At 45.4% G+C, this 19,391-nt stretch carries 7 protein-coding genes, 2 tRNA genes and 2 rRNA genes (1 of these 11 running past the window's edge); all 11 read left to right on the forward strand.

What is annotated here, in order from left to right:
• The first annotated feature begins 536 nt into the window (after positions 1-536).
• Positions 537-3,647, forward strand: a complete 3,111-nt coding sequence (locus tag NEE14_RS15410; protein WP_251968066.1) for a SusC/RagA family TonB-linked outer membrane protein — start codon at positions 537-539, stop codon at positions 3,645-3,647.
• A gap of 27 nt (positions 3,648-3,674) precedes the next feature.
• Positions 3,675-5,225: a RagB/SusD family nutrient uptake outer membrane protein gene (locus NEE14_RS15415; protein ID WP_251968067.1), complete on the forward strand. Its 1,551-nt coding sequence runs from the start codon at positions 3,675-3,677 to the stop codon at positions 5,223-5,225.
• 76 nt (positions 5,226-5,301) lie between these two features.
• Entirely contained in the window at positions 5,302-6,792 is a 1,491-nt protein-coding gene (locus NEE14_RS15420; RefSeq protein ID WP_251968068.1) for an aryl-sulfate sulfotransferase, read from the forward strand.
• Between the two features lie 12 nt (positions 6,793-6,804).
• Positions 6,805-8,034 carry a chromate efflux transporter gene (gene chrA, locus NEE14_RS15425; protein WP_251968069.1) on the forward strand — a complete coding sequence of 410 codons (1,230 nt, stop codon included), beginning with the start codon at positions 6,805-6,807 and terminating at the stop codon, positions 8,032-8,034.
• The gene (locus NEE14_RS15430; RefSeq protein ID WP_251968070.1) at positions 8,031-9,053 is read left to right on the forward strand and encodes a sulfotransferase family protein; all 1,023 of its coding nucleotides are present in this window, start codon (positions 8,031-8,033) and stop codon (positions 9,051-9,053) included. Before chrA ends, NEE14_RS15430 begins: the two co-directional genes overlap by 4 nt.
• A 24-nt stretch (positions 9,054-9,077) precedes the next feature.
• The gene (locus NEE14_RS15435; RefSeq protein WP_251968071.1) at positions 9,078-12,068 is read left to right on the forward strand and encodes a glycoside hydrolase domain-containing protein; all 2,991 of its coding nucleotides are present in this window, start codon (positions 9,078-9,080) and stop codon (positions 12,066-12,068) included.
• A gap of 151 nt (positions 12,069-12,219) precedes the next feature.
• Positions 12,220-15,375, forward strand: a complete 3,156-nt coding sequence (locus NEE14_RS15440) for a DUF5107 domain-containing protein (protein WP_251968072.1) — start codon at positions 12,220-12,222, stop codon at positions 15,373-15,375.
• Between the two features lie 918 nt (positions 15,376-16,293).
• A 16S ribosomal RNA gene (locus NEE14_RS15445) occupies positions 16,294-17,819 on the forward strand.
• Between the two features lie 123 nt (positions 17,820-17,942).
• Positions 17,943-18,016, forward strand: a tRNA-Ile gene (locus NEE14_RS15450).
• 100 nt (positions 18,017-18,116) lie between these two features.
• Positions 18,117-18,190, forward strand: a tRNA-Ala gene (locus NEE14_RS15455).
• Positions 18,191-18,301: 111 nt separating this feature from the next.
• Positions 18,302-19,391: ribosomal RNA gene (locus tag NEE14_RS15460) — 23S ribosomal RNA — on the forward strand (it continues 1,793 nt past the right edge of the window).
• Together the 16S and 23S rRNA genes with 2 tRNA genes alongside form the textbook arrangement of a ribosomal RNA operon.

Raw genomic sequence — 19,391 nt, forward strand, 5'->3', positions numbered from 1 at the left:
TTTAATCAGACACTGCATTCCGAAATAATTCAGATTGTTTTTTTATTGCGACTCTATTTTTAAATAAAATGAAATAAATAGGAATGAACTATTTTTATCAAATTGTTATCTTTTGAAGGATTCAAATTGTATGATGAATGATAATTTGATATAAATTTGATAATGTGAGATTCTTCTTGTAAATTTAATTATGGAATTAGTAATGATTTATTATTCCCTGTCAGATAAATTCTGATGGCGGAATGCGGGAAGAAATATGTTTGAAAACATAATTGCTTGATTATTATGTGGAAAATAGATCAATATTATATCGAAAAGGGGTTTCAAACAAGCTGACAAATTGTAAAGCCTATTTTTGTTTAATGTTAAAAATGAGTGTTATTAAATATTTTGTGTATTGGCTGTGGATATTTTCTATAAATTATTTATACATTTGCGAAACGAAAGTTTATATAAAAAGTGTGTATATCGAAGTTATATTTTATGAATGAGCGATCTGGAATGTAAAGTATAGCTTCAAGTTTAATTTTAATTGTATGGATTATACCAAAGCATTATTCGGATCTAAAGTGCTTTTAGCCTGCATGTTAGCAACTCAATTGGGGGGGGTAAATGAAGCCTCGGCTGCGACAGGAGTTAAAGCGGTGAAAACAAATGCTCCGATTGTGAATCAGTCACAGATTACGGTGACAGGTGTCGTTAAGGATTCTAACGGCGAACCGGTAACTGGAGCAGCTGTAGTGGTAAAGGGTACAACCAATGGTACCGTAACGGATTTAGATGGAAACTACTCAATTAATGTTGAAGAAGGCGCTGTACTGTCTTATTCATTTGTGGGTATGAAGGCCCAGGAAATCAAGGCAAATAAAACAGTTATCAATGTCGTATTGCAGGAAGAAGCAATTGGATTGGACGAAGTAGTGGCCATTGGTTATGGTTATGTAAAAAAGAAGGATTTGACAGGTGCCGTTTCTTCTGTATCAGCGGATGATATGGTGATGGGTGGTACGGTAAGTAATGCAGCCCAGGCCTTGCAGGGTAAGACGGCCGGTGTACAGGTTCAGCAGACATCTAAGGCGCCGGGTGGATCTATTTCGGTACGTGTGCGTGGTAGTAACTCTATCAGTTCAACCAACGAACCGTTGTATGTAGTGGATGGTTTCCCTTCAACCGAAGGTTTGAACATCAACCCGAATGATATCGAATCCATGCAGATCTTGAAGGATGCTTCGGCAACGGCTATCTATGGTGCGCGTGGTGCGAATGGTGTTGTCTTGATCACTACGAAACGTGGTAAGAGTGGTGAAAACAAGATTTCATACAATGGTTATTTAGGTGTTCAGCAGATTCAGAATCCGTTTACATTTATCAATGCAAAGGATTACATGAATTTGGAAAATGCCTTGTATCAGGAAATCGAGGGTCAGGAAGGTAACCCGAATGGTGTTTATACACCTTCGCAGTTACAATCAAATGTCGATACCGACTGGATCGATGTTTGTACGCGTCTTGGATTGGTACAAGACCACAGCATTCAATTTAGAGGTGGTACTGAAAAAACGAAGATCTTGACCAGTTTAGGATATTATAGTCAGGAAGGTATTTTGAAGAATACAGACTTCTCTCGTTTCTCTGGTCGTGTGAATGTGGATCAGACCATTACTGATTGGATCAAAGCAGGTGCCACCATGTATGCACATCGGGAGCAATCGAACTACCAGATGTATAGTGGTAACTTGCTTGAATCAAACGTATTGAATAGTATCATGACGTATGACCCGACTGTTAAGCCATATAACGAAGATGGTTCGTATGGTACAGTTCCGGGCGGACGTGGTGATAACCCGTTGGCTAACTTGTTGGAACGTCAGAACGATGAAACAAAAGACAAGTTCAATGGAACAGCATTTGTTGAGATCACTCCGTTGGAAGGTTTAACGGCTAAAGCATCAGCAGGTGTTGAAATTCAGCATAATTTCCAAGGTACTTATTTGCCTAAATCAACCTATCAAGGTAGTATTGATGGTGGTGTGGCAAGTACATATGACTATACTGGAACCCGTCAGGTATTTGAAGGTACTATCAACTATATGAAGACCTTTAATAAAGTTCATGACTTTAGTGCCATGGTGGGTTACACCTACGAAAAGTTTATTGCTGAATACCGTCAGGAAAATGCAAAAGGTTTCTCTACCGATTTGTTCTCCTACAATAATATGGGAGCTGCTTCGACTGTGACGAGCATCGCTTCCAATAAGACAGAAAATATTCTGGTATCATTCTTCGGTCGTGTCAACTATACCTACAATAATAAGTATTTGGCAACGGTAACTGTACGTCGAGATGGTTCTTCTCGTTTCGGTGCCAACGAACACTGGGGTACTTTCCCTTCCGGATCTTTGGCATGGCGTGCCGGTGAAGAAGATTTTATCAAAGATCTGAATCTGTTCAGTAACTTGAAGGTACGTGCCGGTTTCGGTGTTACTGGTAACGAACGTATCGGCGACTATGCTTCGTATGCCCTGATGTCGAATACTCGTTATACATTCGATGGTTCTACCAATACAGCTGGTGTTCACATGAACCAGAGCAGCGCCGAAAATACCAATCTGAAGTGGGAAACAACCAAACAGTGGAACGTCGGTGTGGATATGGGTTTCTTAGACAACCGAATTTCAGTTACATTGGATGGATATTGGAAGAAAACCGATGATTTGCTGTTGTCTATCAAGATGCCGATGTACACCGGATTTACTTCAGGTCAGCAAAATATTGGTTCGATCCAGAACCGTGGTTTTGAATTCGATTTCACTTCTCATAATTTGACGGGTGATTTCTCTTGGGATACCAAATTTAACTTCTCTTTGAACCGTAATAAGGTATTGAACTTAGGTGATAATGGTGATATTTACATCACTTCTTCCAAGCCGATGGGTAATGTATCAGAAGAAGCTTATGCCGTTGTCCGTGAAGGTGAATCCTTAGGTTCTCTGTTCGGTTACAAATATATTGGTGTATTGCAGCAGGGTGAAACTTACGCTCCACAGCCAAACTCTAAACCAGGTGATCCGAAGTTTGAAGATGTAAACGGTGATGGTATTATTGATTCAAACGACCGTACGATTATTGGTAATGCCAATCCGGATTTCATTTTTGGTTTGACTAACAACTTTGCATGGAAGAACTTCGACTTGTCTATCTTCTTCCAGGGATCAGTCGGCAATGATTTGCTGAATATGACCCGTATGAACCTGGAATGGAAGAAAACTCCGGAAGCATTGAACCGTTGGACTCCGACTAATACGGATACCGATATTCCGCGTAATGGTTTCTACTATTCACAGTATGGTGGTTATGTAAACGATCACTTTGTAGAAGATGCATCATTCTTACGTTTGAAGAACTTGACATTCGGCTATACGATTCCTTTCAAGAAGTTTGTTAGTTCTTGCCGGGTATATTTCTCAGCAGAAAACTTGTTTACGATTACCGGTTATTCAGGATGGGATCCGGAAACCGATACCAAGTCGTATGAACAGCAGAAACAGAGTGGTTCTAATCAGACAGCGAATGCCGGCGCCGGTTTGGACTACAATGCCTATCCGAGTATGAGAACATATACATTCGGTTTGAATATTACATTTTAAATAAGGATTATTAAAACGATATTTTATATGAAAAAGAGTTTACTTGGCTTTGTGGTGGCAGCTGGACTTTCGATGGGATTTACAGCTTGTACAGATTTGGAGCCAACATTATATAGTAATTTGACGACAGCTAACGCTTATACTTCAGAAAGTGATATTGATGCGGCGTTGGTAGGCTTGTATGCGGATTTGAATCCGTATCCAGGAGATGCGTGGATGTATTATGCCGGGTATCTGGTAATGACAACAGATTATGCTACGGATATGGGCTATTCAACGGCTGCCGGCGACCCGACAAAATTGAGTAACATGACCTACGATGCCAATAACCGCTATTTTAAGTATAACTGGCAGTGTATGTATCAGGTGATCTCGAATGCCAATGTGCTTCTGCAGAATATTAATAACATCAGTATGGATGAAACCAAGAAGAAGCAGGTAATTGCTCAGGCTAAGTTCTTGCGTGCGCTGGCTTATCGTGACTTGACGGATGGTTGGGGTCCTGTACCTTTGCTTACGGAACTGGTAGATCCTTCAGCTTCTAAAAACATGCCGTTGACTTCTGTTGAGGATATCAATAATTTTATGATTACCGATCTGAAGGAATGCATTGAGAATCTTCCGGAAACATGGACGGGTCAGGATTTGGCACGTGCCACAAAGGGTGCTGCGGCTACGTTGTTAGGAAAGATTTATTTGAGAAGTCATGATTATACCAATGCCAAGACTTATATCGACATGGTATTGGACTTGCGTGACAAAGGTGTCTATGCATTGGAATCAGATTTCAAGAATGTATGGTCTGAAAACAATAAATTCAACAAAGAGTTTATTTTCTGTATCTTGCATGAAGCTGGTACGAACGGTGGTGAAATCACGAACCACTTCGGTCCGTCTGACCACCCGGATGTAACCAACCGTTGGCAGTATTATGGTGTATCACTTCCGTTCTGGCGCAAGTATAATGATGCCGACCCGCGTAAGCAGTTCTTCTATTACAACTATACGGGTGATGCCAAGCGGGATGACAAGTCTCAATATGGCTTCTATTACATGATGCCGGAAAAGGGACAGACGGTTCCGCCTAACGATACGACGAAGTTGCTGGTCAATGTAGCGACCATGAAGTATTCGTATGATATGGTTTCGGATGCTTACTATGACGGACGTACGATTTCCATTTTCCGTTTGTCGGATGTGATCTTGTGTAAGGCTGAAATTGAAAACAACTTGAACGGACCGGCTGCCGCTCTGCCTTATCTGAATGAAATTCGTGCACGTGCCGGTGCTCCTGAATACGGTTCAAGCGCAGAATTCCCGGTACCGGGCAGCAAGGAGGAAATGAACCGGGCAATCCTGGATGAACGTGGTTATGAGTTGGTATTCGAATTCCAGCGTAAAGCCGACTTGGTTCGCTTTGGCATGTATGAAGAAATTGTCAACGAACATTTGAAGGAGCTGGATCTGGTAAGTCCGACAAATGTAACGGAAAAACTTCGTTACTTCCCGTATCCGTTGGACGATGCCCAGCTGAATTCCTATATGGAAGCCGAGAATCCTTCTCGTTTGCCGCAGTAATTAGTTGAAATATAAAGTTATTTGTGCCTCTGAAATAGGTAGGCACAAATAACTTTTCTTATTTAGAAAGATTGATATGAAGCGTTTGATTGTTATCATAGGAATTTTGGTCGTGGTAATTGCCGGATTCCTTTATTGGAGTGAAAAGAATGAGTTGTTGGAACTGACATTGACTTCTCCGCATAATACGGCGATGTATAATCAGGTGGAAGTGAAATTAGCGAAAGAAGCCCCCGTTTACATCGAATATTGGGAGAAAGCTACAGGCCGGAAATTCAGGACCTGTGTCTCTTCATCGAAGCTGGATCATAAGCTTGATCTGTTGCTGCTGAAGGCCGGCACGGAATATGAATATCAAATCGTCATAGACAATCTTTTTCATCAGAAGTCGAAAGTCTTGAGTTTTAAGACGAGGGAACAATCACCCTGGCTGGTAAACCATTGGTTGAAAGAAGAAAGACCGCATGATCCGGATGCTTTAGGAGATGACGGCTTTATTTTAGTTTGTTTTGGACGCTTGCCGGGCTATATGGCCTTATTGGATAATAAAGGCGATATGCGCTGGTACTGGCAGGTCGATGATATCGGTGTCCGTGCTGCTTCTATTACGCCGCGGGGAACCATATTGGCGATGTTGCGTCCGTTTGTGAAAGATTTTATTGACGACGAACCGATGACTCCGGAAGAGGTTCGTAACGAAGAGCATAAGAAACCGATGCGCCGAGGTTCTATCGGTTTTGCCGGAGGGACAGGAATGGCCGAGATTTCACTGACGGGTGAAACCCTTTGGCGTCTGGATTTGAATAAGATTGAGAAAGAAAAAGAATACCAGGTTATTCATCACGATATCTGGATGGATGATGCCTGCCATTTATATACCATGTACCGGCCCAAGAAGGTGGCTGATGTGAACATCGGCGGAAAAATGCAGCGGGATACATTGGGCGGCGACGGCATCCTGGTTTTAGATACATTGGGAAACGTATTGAAGACATGGTCTGCCTGGGACGTGTGGGATATCGACAAAGATCCGTACATAACCAGATACATGTACGATCGTTTCCACATGAACGGTTTTTGCTTTGATAAAGACAGTAATTATTTGGTTTCGGTACCGATTGAAGACCAAATCTGGAAAATCGACAGAAATACCGGAGAGATACTTTGGAAGTTTGGCCGTGGCGGTGATTTCAAGATGGATACAACCGCTTATTTCTCGTTCCAGCATACACCCTATATTAATCCGAACGGCGATTTGATGCTGTTTGATAACGGTCTGTATGAAATGCAGTCGGGTGCGTTGGCCTTTAAGCTGGATGAAGAGAAACGGACTGCCGAAACGACCCTTCGCGCCATGTTGCCTAAAGACAAATATACTTCGCGTATGGGAAGCGCCTATCTGATGCCCAACGGAAATATCCTGCAGTGCAGCTCAAAGACTGGAACTGTCTTGATAACAGATCAGAGCGGCAAGGTGTTGTGGGAAAGTGTGCTGGCTTATGCTCCGTATCGTGCTTTATATGTCCCGGCCGATTTGTTCAAGAACTATTTTACAGAAATCAAATAAAGGCGGAAGATTATGCCCGAAGTAGCAAAGAATACCGAGGCCGGCTCTGCCGAAAAAGTCTCTCTATTATATATTTTCTGGGTTTTCTTGAAACTGGGAGCGACAGCTTTCGGCGGCTACATGTCGTTGGTGGCCATCGTCCAGAAACAGTTGGTTGATATTGACAAGAAGCTGAAGGAAGAAGATCTGCTGGACGGTATTTCACTGACTTCCGTTCTTCCAGGCCCGGTGGCAGTCAATGTCATTGCTTATGTCGGATATAAACTGCGGGGTTATAGCGGGGCTCTCATGGCTTTCTTGGGAATCATCATTCCTTCCTTTATATTGGTTATCATTCTTTCGTGGTTTTATGTAACGTATGGCAGTGTTCCGGCCGTGAAGAACTTCTTTTTAGGTATTACGCCGGCAGTGACCGCTCTTATATTGACGGTGGCTATCGGAATGGCCCGGAAAAACATGAAGTCGAAGATACATTGGGCCATCAACATCCTGTCTATGATTCTGCTGATCTGGATAGGCGGAATCCAGATTACAATCGCGGTGATGATCGGTGGAGGCATTATCGGTTACCTTTGTTTCTACCGAAAGGATCAGACAGCAGGAGAAGAAAAGGCTGATGCTGTATCTCCTCCTGTTTCAGGAAAACAGTGGGGAATGTACGGGTTGGTCGCTTTGTTGCTGCTGTCGTTGCTTCTGTTTGGCGGCCAGCAGATGGATTCGTCCGTTCTTTTACAGTTGGCTTCTACCTTTTCTGGCATCAGTCTGACGCTTTTTGGAGGTGGATATGTCGTAATCCCGGCCTTGCATGAATTGTTTGTGGATAATTTAGGCTGGCTTACTTCACCGGAATTTGCCGACGGCATTGCCATTGGTCAGGTGACACCCGGACCAATCTTTATCACAGCTACATTTATCGGTTATCTGGTAGCCGGTTTCTGGGGTGCAACGGTCGCAACGGTGGCCATGTTTACGCCGCCGGCCGTACTGACGGTGTTGTTGTCTCGTTTTGTGGATATGATCCGGGACTCGCAGGTGGTAAAGGCAGTCTTGCAGGGCGTTCGTTCGGCGGTTATCGGCATGATCTTTTCTTCAGCGGTGACAATCGGCCAGACGATGGCTTTGGATATCCGAACCATTCTATTATTTATTGTCGTATTTTTTATATCGTATAAATACAATCTTAGTCCTATTTTCCTGATTTTGGGATCCGGACTGGTAGGCTTAATCCTGTTTATGTTATGAATAAAGAGAAAATCCAGGGAATACAGATGATCGGCACACAGCGGTCGGGGTCCAATTTGTTGCGTGTGATGTTAGACACGATTGATCAGATATCGGCTCCGCATCCGCCACATATACTTCAGCGCTTTATACCATTGTTGCCCAAGTATGGAGATCTGAACAAGCCGGATCATTTTCAGCGGCTGGCAGCTGATGTCTGTGAATTGGTGAATTGTAATCCGGTTCCGTGGGAAGGTGTGCAGCTGGATGTGGAACAAATTCTGTCGCAGTGCCGTCAATCAACGATTTATGAGTTGTTTCGGGTGATTTACGAAACGGCTGCCCGCCAGCATGGCGCTTCGTATTGGCTGTGTAAAAGCATGAAGAATATGTTTTATGCCAAAGGTATTGAATCAACCGGTATCCGTCCGTACTATATTTATTTGTATCGTGACGGCCGAGATGTGGCCTTGTCGTTTCAGAAAGCGATCGTAGGGGAAAAACATATTTATTCTTTGGCCCAGGCCTGGAAGAAAGATCAGGAAGAAGCCTTGCGCTGGAAGGAAAAATGTGAACCTTCCCGTTTCTATATGCTGAATTATGAAACATTAATCGCCAATCCGGAACAGGAGATGCGCCGGTTGTGTGCTTTTCTGCAGGTCGAATATACCGATAAAATCATGGATTATTATGAGAGTCGCGAATCCAGAAATACGGCGGTGGCCGGAAAAATGTGGTCGAACGTAACGAAACCGATTCTTAAAAATAATTCAAAGAAGTTTATGAAGGAACTTTCTCCGGAAGATATTTGTATCTTTGAATCTGTAGCAGGCGATATGTTGGTAAAATTGGGGTATGAACTGGTAACACCCGCCGATAAATTAATCTCTCGTTTTTCGGATGAAGAAGTGGCCCGTTTTAATGAACTGAATGCCCAGTTGAAGCAGGCCTTTCGGCAGAAGATGGATCCGGCAGACTTGGAAAAACGGAGAAAACAAGCTGAGTTAGTGGAAAGAATTAATCAATATGAGCCTTGGTAATCAAGGCCCTTTAAATGTAAGAACATGAAAAAGATTTGGATTTCTTTAGCCGGTTTTCTGGCTATTACTTCCCTGGCGGCACAGGAAAAGCCGCTTCCTTCCTTGTATGGAACGGGTTCCTGGAATGCGGATTCGTTGGGTAATCATCGTGTGGTGGTTTCGGTCGACCGTCCGGGAGACGCTGTGTTAGCTACCATGAACTGGCGTCGGCGTGATTTGAATCCCGAAGCGAAGAATTTGATTGTAGTCGATGCGAAGACAGGCAAACGGGTGATGAATGTGGCTCGGTTTACTGTAAACCGGGAAAAAGGTGAGGTTGCTTTCCAGCCTCAGACCGTACCGGGTGAATATTATATCTATTATCTGAAGAATGTAATGAGCGGAAGCCGTTATTATCCGACGGTAAAATATCCGCCATTCGAGGAAACGGCTTCTGCTGAATGGCTCAAGGCCAATAAGCTGACGGGAAAGAAAGCTCCCAAACTGCCGGCTGCCACTGTTGAGCAGTATCAGGCCATCAATGACTTCAACTCGTTTTATCCGATGGAGGTGATTGCTACCCAGGCAGAAAAGGAAGCCTTGCTGAAAGCTCGTCCGGCAGAGAAATATATCTTGTTTACGGAAGACCGGCGTTTTCCGATCCGTATGACAACGGATATTCCTTATAAATGGATTGAAGAAGATCGTCATGATACGTTTACCGGAACGGCCGACAAGGGTGAATATTATACGTTCCAGTTAGGAGTCTGGGCAGCGCGTGGGGCTGTCAATCACCTGAAGGTGGATTATTCGGCTTTGGTGAATAAGCAGACAGGTGCGTCTATTCCGGCCTCTGCTTTTACTTGTTTCAATACGGGTGGTATTGATGTGACAGGAACGGTCTTTGAGAAGGATTGTTCGGTACCGGAAGGAAAAGTACAGGCCCTGTGGATTGGCGCGATGGTGCCTGAACAGCTGGCTGCCGGTACATATGAAGGAACGGTGACGGTTTCGGCGGAAGGCGTGGAAACTAAGACGGTTAATCTGACTTTGAATGTAACAGAGAATGTAATTGCCAATCATGGCGATAACGAACCGTGGCGTCATTCTCGTCTGCGCTGGCTGAATTCGCAGATAGGTTTTGACGATGAGGTGATTGCTCCGTATATTCCGTTGGAAATAAAAGATCAGACTATTTCATTGCTGGGTCGCTCAGTTACATTGGAAAAGACAGGTCTGCCTTCGCAGATTACTTCTTACTTTAAAGAAACAGTAACCGAGATTGGAACGTCTGGTCGTGATATCTTGGCCAAACCGATGGCATTAACAGCTGATGGTGGCGCTTGGGAGAATTTGGATTTTGCGGTGACAAAGCGGAAACCGGCTACTATCGGCTGGCATGCGACTAACCAGAACAGCCGTTTCCTGATGAACTTGGATGCGCAGATCGAATCTGACGGAAACATGGAATACAAGATCGTCCTGATTGCCCGTGAAGATGGTGAGATCAACGACATCGCCTTGCAGACAGAACTGGCTCCGGGAATTGCCCGTTATATGATGGGATTGGGCGAGAAAGGCGGTTTCTGTCCGAAGAACTTCGATTGGAAATGGAGTGTGGAAAAGAACCAGGATGCGGTTTGGACAGGTGATGTGAACGCCGGTATTCAGCTTCGTTTCTATGATGATAAGTATGAACGCCCGCTGAATACGAACTTCTACCATGAAAAGCCGTTGCACATGCCGGTTTCATGGTGCAACGACGGTAATGGTGGTATCAAGCTGGCTACAACAGGTGATAATATGCTGGTAAATGCTTATTCAGGCAAGCGGGCCGTAAAGAAAGGTGATCGTTTGTATTATTACTTCAATGTGCTGGTGACTCCGTTCCGTACGATCAATACTGACAAGCAGTGGCATGACCGCTATTATCATGGGTATGATTTTATTGATAAGACACACGACTTTGGTGCGACTGTAGTCAATATCCACCATGCGACGGGCATCAATCCGTTTATCAACTATCCGTTCTTGCGTACGAAGGAAATGAAGGCCTACATCGACGGAGCTCATGCTCTGGATATGAAGGTGAAGATCTACAATACGGTACGTGAGTTGTCGAACAGCTGTGTGGAAATGTTTGCTTTGCGCAGCTTGGGTAATGAAATCTTCTCGGAAGGTCCGGGCGGTGGCTTCTCCTGGTTGCAGGAACATCTCGATCAGAATTATATCGGTGCGTGGTTCGTTCCGGCTCTGAAAGATGCGGCGATCGTCAACAGTGGTGTTTCCCGCTGGCATAATTACTACATGGAAGGTTTGGACTGGCTGGTGAAGAATGTCGGTATTGATGGTTTGTATATTGATGATTTGGCATTCGACCGGATGTCGATGAAACGTGTCCGCAAGATCTTGAACCGGACCAATCCGGGCGCACTGATCGACTTGCATTCAGCGAATCAGTTTAATGATAGAGATGGTTTTGCCAACAGTGCGAACTTGTATCTGGAGCATTTCCCGTATCTGGATCGTCTGTGGTTCGGTGAATATTTCGACTATGATATGCCACCGGAGTTCTGGATTGTTGAAGTTTCCGGTATTCCGTATGGTCTGATGGGCGAAATGCTTTGGGAAGGTGGAAACAAGTGGCGTGGTATGATCTATGGTATGACGGGTCGTAATCCGGGCTATGGCGTAGATAACCGTCCGTTGTGGAAATTCTGGGATGAATTCGGTATGAAGGGCAGCGAGATGATCGGCTACTGGGTTTCTGATAATCCGGTGAAGACTGGAAAAGACCGGACACTGGCTACTATCTATCGTAAGATGGGGCAGAAGACTTTGATCTCTCTGGCTACATGGGAAGATCAGGATGCCGAAGTCACCTTGCAGATTGACTGGGCTAAATTAGGTCTTGATCCGGCTAAGGCTACATTGCATGCGCCGGCTATCGAGAACTTCCAGCCTGAAAAGACGTGGAAACCGGGTGAAACCATTACCGTTCCGAAAGGAAAAGGCTGGTTGATCGTTGTGGAATAATGCATAGTTTCAGAGAGACACCGGGATAAGAAGCTCCGGGCGTCTCTCTGTTTATTATATCAGTGCCCTTTCGGTTGGAAATGCCGGAAGCAGGCAGGAAAGAGCAGATTGCTATAGTTAATGATTAAGAATACCTAAGAAAGACAAGCTTATGAAGAAAAGAGTGCTGGTTTTGGCGGTATGTGCCTTTTGGACATGGCCGTCTGTTTTTGCTCAGCAGGCAGTAGTTAAAGAGCAGCCTAAAACCATGAAAAGTTATCCGTTCTCCGATCCGAGTCCGGTGGCTTCTCCTTCCAATTTGTATTATCCTTATTTCCGTTTTGATGGTTTTGCGGCTGAGGGAGTGAATAAAGAATGGAAAACAGTCGAACTGGAAAACGATTATATCCAAGTAACCTTGTTCCCGGAAGTTGGCGGAAAAGTATGGGGCGCAATTGATAAGACAACCGGAAAGGCGTTTGTCTATAACAACGGCGTTGCCAAGTTCCGTGATATCGCTATGCGTGGGCCTTGGACATCAGGTGGTATCGAATTTAACTTCGGTATCATTGGTCACGCGCCGACATCCAGTACACCGATTGATTATCTGGTGAAGAAAAAGGATGACGGCAGTGTGAGCTGTTATGTCTTTTCATACGAATGGATGACCCGTACAGTCTGGACGGTGGAAGTGAATCTGCCGAAAGACAAGGCTTATTTCACGACGCATACGACATGGTATAACCAGTCTTCGATCGATCAGCCGTATTATCATTGGATGAATGCGGGTTATCCGGTGGGCAAGAATGCGGAGTTCTGCTATCCGGGCGATCATTATATCGGACACGGTGGTGAATTGTTTACCTTCCCGATAGATGAGAAAGGCCGGAATATCGGTTGGTATGAGAAGAATAACTTCGAAAGCTCAAAGTCTTATCATGTATTGGGATATTATAATGATTATTATGGTGTGTACTGGCATGGCGAAGACTATGGTTCGATTCATCATGCTGACTTCGACGAGAAATTGGGAATGAAGATCTTCTTGTGGAGTCTGGCGCGTGATGGTGGCATCTGGGAAGATCTGCTGACGGATACTGATGGGCAGTATATCGAATTGCAGTCCGGACGTGTATTCAACCAGCCTGCATCGAATAGTGCTTATACGCCGTATAAACATTATGCTTTTGCTCCGCAGATGACCGACGAATGGACGGAATACTGGTATCCGGTAAAAGGTATTCAGGGTGTTTCGAAGGCGAGCCGTATCGGTGCCTTGCATGTGACGCGTGAGGCGGGTGGCTTGAAGCTGGCCTTTTCTCCGTTGGAAGCGTTATCAACTGATGTGAAGATCTATCAGGATGAAAAACTGGTAGAAACACTTCCGTTGCATACAAAGGTGCTGGAACCGGTTACGTTGTCTGCTGCCAAATCAATTCCGGAAGGACATCTGAAGGTTGTTATCGGAGATGATCTGCTGGTTTATTCAGAAAATGCCAAGGATTATGATTTGGAACGTCCGATGACATTGCCGAAAGATTTCGACTGGAATTCGACTTATGGTCTTTATACGCAGGGCGAACAGTGGCTGAATCAGAAAGTCTGGGATAAGGCAGAGCAGTATTTGAAGCAGGCTTTGGCGAAAGATCCGTATTTTGCTCCGGCTTTGGTACGTCTTTCTTCTTTGTACTATCGTGAAGGCCGGTATGCTGAGGCCTTGCCATTATTGAATACAGCTTTGAGCCTGAATACTTATGATGGTGAAGCCAATTATCTATATGGATTGGTGAACCGGGTGATGGGCAAGACAGCCGAAGCCAAGGCGGCTTTCTCTATTGCTTCGTTTGCGGCCTCGGTTCGTACGGCGGCTTATGAACAGTTGGGCGAGATGTATGCTTGCGAGAAGAATTGGGCAAAGGCTGAGCATTATGCCCAGAAGAGTCTGGAATTTAATGTGATGAATTTGGATGCACGTCAGTTGCTGATGCTGGTATATCGTCAGACGGGCAAGACGGAACAGGCGAAGGAACAGATTCAATATGTATTGGATCGTTTGCCTTTGTATCATGCGGCTCGCTTTGAAGAGGCTTGGTTGGCTGGTAAGTATACGGCTGATCAGTTAAAAGACTTTTCTTCGCTGATTCGGAATGAGCTTCCGTTTGAGACGTATCTCGAACTGGCGGGCTGGTATGAAAGAGTGGGTTGCCCGGATGAAGCATTGGCTTTGCTGGCATGTGCCGGAAAGTATCCGATGGCTTTGTATCAGTCGGCTTATCTGTTGAATGAGCAAGGCAAAGAGACAGAATCGAGGGCGGCTTTGGAAGAGGCGAATGCGCAGTCGCCCGACTTCGTTTTTCCTTTCCGTCCTGAAACGATGAAGTATCTGGATTGGGCACAGACCCAATCTCCGAACTGGAAGATTGATTATTATAAAGGTTTGATATATTGGGCCAATCAGCAAAAGGATAAGGCTCTCGAGGCTATGAATCGTTGTACGCCGGCAGACTATGCAGAGTTGTATCTGTCGCGTGCTCAGTTGAAATCGGGGCAGGCTCGGTTGGACGATCTGCTGAAAGCTGAACAGATAGAAGCTTCTTGGCGGGCTGGTTTTGCTCTATTGAACTATTATACGTTCGTGAGCGATTGGCAGAAAGTGACGGAAGTCGGGAAGAAATACATCAAACTGTATCCGAAGAATTATTACATAGGCTTGAAATATGCCAACGGTCTGTGTGAAACCGGACAGTATGCGGCCTGTGTTTCCTTGTTGAAGAAGATGGAAGTGCTGCCGAATGAAGGTTCGTATGCCGGTCGTGCCGTATATCGGGCTGCCAACTTATATCAGGCAATGGATTTGATTAGTAAGCGGAAATATGCGTCGGCATTGAAATCTATCGAGGCTTCCAAGGAATGGCCGGAAAACTTGGGTGTCGGAAAACCGTACAACGACCAGATAGATAGCCGTCTGGAAGATTATTTGGAGGCAAAGGTTTATGCTGGACAAGGACAGAAGGAGAAAGCTCAAGCATGCTTTAATCGGGTAGCGGCAGTGAAGACTTCTCCGAAGTATTTCGAGTCAGCTCACCTGCTGACGGCTTTATCGCTGAGGGAAGTCGGAAAACAAACAGAAGCCGATGCGATGGTTGCTTCTTGGGCAAAAAATTTCCCGGATAGCAAACCGGCTCAATGGTGTGCCGCTATTTATAACGGTGATGCAGCAAAGGCTTCCGAATTATTGAAGAGTCGCTATAGCCAGCAAGACACTACTCCATGGGAAGCGACCTATCGAGATACGAATTTTGACCTGATCGTACGCTTATTTAAATAAGACAGACTTCTGATCAGAAGTAATCTCTATTCAAACTAAACGGGAATCGAAATTAAATCCGCCGAGGATCGAAATCGATTCCCGTTTATTTGATTTAAAAAGGTAGGCAGGAAAGAGAAAAAAGCCGGCGTCTTTTGTTGAAAAGCCGGCGTGAAATGATAAAAACACGCCGGCTTTTGGTCAATTGAAAATGGAGAATTGAAAATTGAGAATTAAAGAGAGAAAAAATAAGAGGAAAGGAAGAAAAATAAGAGGTAAGAACAAAAAGCAAGAAGAAAACAGGACCGGCCTAACGGAGAAGGCGTAAAGCAAATTGCGAGCGGAGCGTAAAGAAATCCCGGCTGTCTGAGCGCGAAGCGCGAGTTATCCGGGATTTTAGCGGAGGGAAGCTAATTTGCAGCCTTCGGAGTGTAGCCTTGACCTTTTGGTTCTTTTGGGTCAAGCCAAAAGAACGTGGAAAAGTAATTCCGATAGAAGGAAGAAAAAGTGTGTTTATAACATCCTGTCAATCAGGAAAGGCAAAAAATAATTGAAAAAAAGTGGCAAAAACATTTGGAGGATATGTTATAAAGCAGTACTTTTGCACCCGCAATCGAGAGAGATGCGTGAGACGACATGATGGAACGGGTTAAGGATCCGGAGAGGAAAGAGGATGAGGTTGGAAGAATCCAAGCAGATATCCGACATCCGCCCGGAGGTCTTCCGAAAAATAAATCGAAAAAAAACTTCGAAAAAATTTGGAAGATAAAAATAAAAATCCTTACCTTTGCACCACGTTTCGCAAGAAACGATTGAGAAGAGTTCTTTGAGAAAATTACATATACAACAGTAGTACAAGTATTTAGAATGAATACCGTCAATAATACTTGAACCTGAAAAGAATAACGGAATCTTGAGCAAAGACATAAAACAATTTCAACAACGAAGAGTTTGATCCTGGCTCAGGATGAACGCTAGCGACAGGCTTAACACATGCAAGTCGAGGGGCAGCGGGGAGTAGCAATACTCTGCCGGCGACCGGCGCACGGGTGAGTAACGCGTATGCAACTTACCTATCAGAGGAGAATAGCTCATCGAAAGATGAATTAATGCTCCATGAAACAGGGGTCCCGCATGGGAATATTTGTTAAAGATTCATCGCTGATAGATAGGCATGCGTTCCATTAGGCAGTTGGCGGGGTAACGGCCCACCAAACCGACGATGGATAGGGGTTCTGAGAGGAAGGTCCCCCACATTGGTACTGAGACACGGACCAAACTCCTACGGGAGGCAGCAGTGAGGAATATTGGTCAATGGCCGAGAGGCTGAACCAGCCAAGTCGCGTGAAGGATGAAGGATCTATGGTTTGTAAACTTCTTTTATACGGGAATAAAGTGAGCCACGCGTGGTTTTTTGTATGTACCGTATGAATAAGCATCGGCTAACTCCGTGCCAGCAGCCGCGGTAATACGGAGGATGCGAGCGTTATCCGGATTTATTGGGTTTAAAGGGTGCGTAGGTGGTTTCTTAAGTCAGCGGTGAAAGTTTGTGGCTTAACCATAAAATTGCCATTGATACTGGGAGACTTGAGTATGTTTGAGGTAGGCGGAATGCGTGGTGTAGCGGTGAAATGCATAGATATCACGCAGAACTCCGATTGCGAAGGCAGCTTGCCAAGCCATAACTGACACTGAAGCACGAAAGCGTGGGTATCAAACAGGATTAGATACCCTGGTAGTCCACGCAGTAAACGATGATTACTAGGAGTTTGCGATATAGTGTAAGCTCTACAGCGAAAGCGTTAAGTAATCCACCTGGGGAGTACGCCGGCAACGGTGAAACTCAAAGGAATTGACGGGGCCCGCACAAGCGGAGGAACATGTGGTTTAATTCGATGATACGCGAGGAACCTTACCCGGGTTTGAACGCACAGCGACGAATCAGGAAACTGATTTTCTAGCAATAGCGATGTGCGAGGTGCTGCATGGTTGTCGTCAGCTCGTGCCGTGAGGTGTCGGCTTAAGTGCCATAACGAGCGCAACCCTTGCCGTTAGTTACTAACAAGTAAAGTTGAGGACTCTAGCGGGACTGCCAGCGTAAGCTGTGAGGAAGGCGGGGATGACGTCAAATCAGCACGGCCCTTACATCCGGGGCGACACACGTGTTACAATGGCGTGGACAAAGAGCAGCCACTTGGCGACAAGGAGCTAATCTCCAAACCACGTCTCAGTTCGGATCGGAGTCTGCAACTCGACTCCGTGAAGCTGGATTCGCTAGTAATCGCGCATCAGCCATGGCGCGGTGAATACGTTCCCGGGCCTTGTACACACCGCCCGTCAAGCCATGGGAGCCGGGAGTACCTGAAGTCCGTAACCGCGAGGATCGGCCTAGGGTAAAACTGGTGACTGGGGCTAAGTCGTAACAAGGTAGCCGTACCGGAAGGTGCGGCTGGAACACCTCCTTTCTGGAGCGAGAGATTCCGAGAAGGATCGAGTAGAGGTATGAATGAAGAATACCTTGTACTACAGGTTGGATATGAAAAGATAATAGAGAGAAAAGATGAAGCTGGGAAACCGGCAAAGTTGACAGTCCTATAGCTCAGTTGGTTAGAGCGCTACACTGATAATGTAGAGGTCGGCAGTTCAACTCTGCCTGGGACTACGATGTAAGTCTTTAAGTTCTTCAGTTCGTAAGTTTTCAAGTTTGTCGACAGACAGAAAAACTCACAAACTAAAAAACTAAGAAACTAAAAAACTCACATGGGGGATTAGCTCAGCTGGCTAGAGCATCTGCTTTGCACGCAGAGGGTCAACGGTTCGAATCCGTTATTCTCCACAGTCCTGATGGAAACATCAGAAAAAGATCTTTGACATGTTGTACATTCAGTAAAGTAAAAAAGAAGAGCAAGCTTAGTAAATATCAATCCGGCGCGCAAAGTGCCAGATAAAGAAAGTAAGCAAGGGCAGACGGTGGATGCCTTGGCTCTCGGAGGCGAAGAAGGACGTGATAAGCTGCGAAAAGCCCGGGGGAGATGCAAATAATCCTTGATCCCGGGATATCCGAATGGGGCAACCCGGCAGGTTGAAGGCCTGTCACCTTGAAAGAAGGGGCAAACGCGGGGAACTGAAACATCTAAGTACCCGTAGGAGAAGAAAACAAAATGTGATTCCGCAAGTAGTGGCGAGCGAACGCGGAAAAGCCCAAACCGGTTTTGTCTAGGCAAAGCCGGGGTAGTAGGACCACGACGTGGCAAGACAGCCTTGAAGTAGAACCATCTGGAAAGGTGGGCCAGAGACGGTGACAGCCCGGTACACGACTCAAGGCCGAAGCCTAGTGGAATCCTGAGTAACGCGGAGCACGAGGAATTCTGCGCGAAGCAGCGGGGCCCATCCCGTAAGGCTAAATACTCCCGAGAGACCGATAGCGAACCAGTACTGTGAAGGAAAGGTGAAAAGAACCTCGAACAGAGGAGTGAAATAGACCCTGAACCCGTCTGCCTACAAGCGGTCGGAGCTCAGCAATGAGTGACGGCGTGCCTTTTGCATAATGAACCTACGAGTTACTTTCAGTGGCAAGGTTAAGTACTTCAGGTACGAATCCGAAGCGAAAGCGAGTCTGAAAAGGGCGTCAAGTCACTGTGAGTAGACGCGAAACCAAGTGATCTACCCTTGTCCAGGATGAAGGTTGGGTAACACCACCTGGAGGTCCGAATGGTTATACGTTGAAAAGTGTTCCAATGAGATGAGGGTAGGGGTGAAAGGCTAATCAAACTTGGAGATAGCTCGTACTCCCCGAAATGCATTTAGGTGCAGCCTGTGCGAAGTATAATATGAGGTAGAGCGACTGATTGGATGCGAGGGCTTCACCGCCTATCAAGTCCAGACAAACTCCGAATGCGTATTATATGATTCCATGGAGTGAGGGCATGGGTGCTAAGGTCCATGTCCGAGAGGAGAAGAATCCAGACCACCTGCTAAGGTCCCGAAATAATGCTTAAGTTGAGAAAACGAAGTCAGATTGCAAAGACAGCTAGGAT

Source organism: Parabacteroides sp. AD58, assembly GCF_023744375.2.
GTDB classification, from domain to species: domain Bacteria; phylum Bacteroidota; class Bacteroidia; order Bacteroidales; family Tannerellaceae; genus Parabacteroides; species Parabacteroides absconsus.